General features: G+C 69.2%; 3 protein-coding genes. All 3 read left to right on the forward strand.

What is annotated here, in order from left to right; genetic code table 11:
* Nucleotides 1-329: cutinase family protein (locus AC2VOP_RS12210; protein ID WP_486961211.1), on the forward strand; the 329-nt coding region annotated here is incomplete at its 5' end.
* A gap of 88 nt (nucleotides 330-417) precedes the next feature.
* A complete protein-coding gene (locus tag AC2VOP_RS12215) occupies nucleotides 418-1,305 on the forward strand; it encodes a cyclodehydratase (protein ID WP_486961213.1) in 888 nt (295 codons plus the stop codon).
* A gap of 43 nt (nucleotides 1,306-1,348) precedes the next feature.
* A partial coding sequence (locus AC2VOP_RS12220; RefSeq protein WP_486961212.1) for an ABC1 kinase family protein occupies nucleotides 1,349-2,432 on the forward strand: 1,084 nt, incomplete at its 3' end.

Consider the following 2,432-nt stretch of genomic DNA (forward strand, 5'->3'; position numbering starts at 1 on the left):
TGGCCAACTGCCCCGACACCAAACTCGTGCTGGGCGGGTATTCCCAGGGCGCGAGCGTGATCGAACTCGCCACCGATTCGCTGCCGGCCTCGGTGGCAGATCACGTCGCCGCGGTGGCACTGTTCGGCACTCCCTCGAGCGGGTACGCGAGCGCGATGATGGGTGACCCGCTGCCGACGCTCGCCGCGCCCTACCGCCCCAAGAGCATCGACGTGTGCCTGCCGGACGACATCGTCTGCGACAAAAACGGGACCATGCTCGCGCACATCATGTACATCCAGTCCGGCACGGTAGAAGAGGCCGCGACATTCGCCGCGAGTCGCCTGTAGCCGTACGCCTGTGGATAACTGAGTAGGCTTCGCCGCCAGGCGTGGCAGTGTCGGGGCCGTGGGCGCTCGCTACGCGGTGGATGCGGCGATGCCGGTGCTGCTGCGGCCCGACGGGGCGGTGCAAGTCGGCTGGGATCCGCGCCGGGCGGTGCTGATCCGGCCTCCCCGCGGCCTGACCGCGGCAGGCATGGCCGCCTTGCTGCGGTCGATGCAGTCTCCGACCGAGATCACCGCGTTGCAGCGCCAGGCCGCCGACCGGGGCCTGGCCGACGCCGACGAGCTGGTCGACATCGTCGACGCCCTGGCCGCTGCGGGCATAGTCACCCAGGTCACCCAGGTCACCCAGGCCACCCCGGCAACCCGGGCCACAACCCCGGGGCCCGACAAGCCGGTGCGCTCCCGGTCGGCGTCGATCCGGGTGCACGGCTGCGGGCCGCTGTCGGACCTGTTGGTGGACGCGCTGCGCTGCTCGGGTGCCCGGATCCGGCGCAGCAGCCAGCCACACGCCGCGCCGACCACCGCCGGAACCGACCTGGTGGTGCTGTCGGATTACCTGGTCGCCGACCCGCGGTTGGTGCGCGAGCTGCACACCGAGGGCGTGCCCCATCTTCCGGTGCGGGTGCGCGACGGTACCGGGCTGGTCGGCCCACTGGTCCTTCCCGGCGTGACCAGCTGCCTGGGCTGCGCCGATCTGCACCGTCGTGACCGGGACGCCGCCTGGCCGGCGGTGGCGGCCCAGCTGCACGGCACCGTCGGGCATGCCGACCGGGCGACCGTGTTGGCGACCGCGGCGCTGGCGCTCAACCAGATCAACCGGGTGATAGCGGCGATACGCGGTACGGCCTATACACCCGGAGCACCCGGAGCACGCAACAGCGGACCACCACCGACCCTGAACGCCACGCTGGAGTTCGACTTGGGCGCCGGCTCGATCGTTGCCCGGCACTGGACGCGCCATCCGCTGTGCCACTGCTGACGCCGATGGTCGCCACGTCCGTGGCGGCCACGCACAGCCGGTCATGGATGATGGATGCGTGGCGGAGATACAACGCCGAGGCGCTGCGCGTAATGCCAAGCTGGCCAGCCTGCCGGTCGGATTCGCGGGCCGGGCGGCGCTCGGATTCGGCAAGCGATTGACCGGCAAGTCAAAAGACGAGGTCACCGCCGAACTCATGGAGAAAGCGGCCGACCAGGTGTTCACCGTCCTCGGTGAGCTCAAGGGCGGTGCGATGAAGGTCGGGCAGGCGCTGTCGGTGATGGAAGCTGCGATCCCCGAGCAGTTCGGGGAGCCCTACCGCGACGCACTGACCAAGCTGCAGAAGGACGCGCCGCCGATGGCGGCGACCAGAGTGCACCGGGTGCTCGACGCCCAATTGGGCACCAAGTGGCGGCAGCGCTTCGCCGAATTCGATGACACGCCGATCGCCTCGGCCAGCATCGGGCAGGTGCACAAGGCGGTGTGGTCCGACGGACGTGAAGTGGCCGTCAAGATCCAGTACCCCGGTGCCGACGAGGCGTTGCGCGCCGACCTGAAGACCATTCGGCGTCTGGTCGGCGTGTTCAAGCAGTTAGCGCCCGGCGCGGACATTCAAGGTGTTGTCGACGAGCTGATCGAGCGCACCGAGATGGAGCTGGACTACCGGCTGGAGGCCGACAACCAGCGGGCGTTCGCCCGGGCCTATGCAGGTGACCCGCACCTGGCCATCCCACACGTGGTGGCCAGCGCCCCCAAGGTCATCATTCAGGAGTGGATCGACGGGATCCCGATGGCGGAGATCATCCGCGACGGCACCGTCGAACAGCGCGACCTGATCGGTACCCGGCTGATGGAACTCACCCTCGGCGCACCGCGGCAGCTGGAGATGATGCACGGCGACGCGCATCCGGGCAACTTCATGCTGCTGCCGGACGGCCGGATGGGCGTCATCGACTTCGGCGCGGTGGCGCCGCTGCCCGGCGGATTCCCGGTCGAACTGGGGATGGCGATCCGGTTGGCCCGGGACAAAAACTACGACCTGCTGTTGCCGACCATGGAGCGGGTCGGCTTCATCCAGAAGGGCCAGCAGGTGTCGGTGCGTGACATCGACGAGATGCTGCGCCAGT

It is taken from the genome of Mycobacterium sp. TH-M106 (assembly GCF_057473765.1).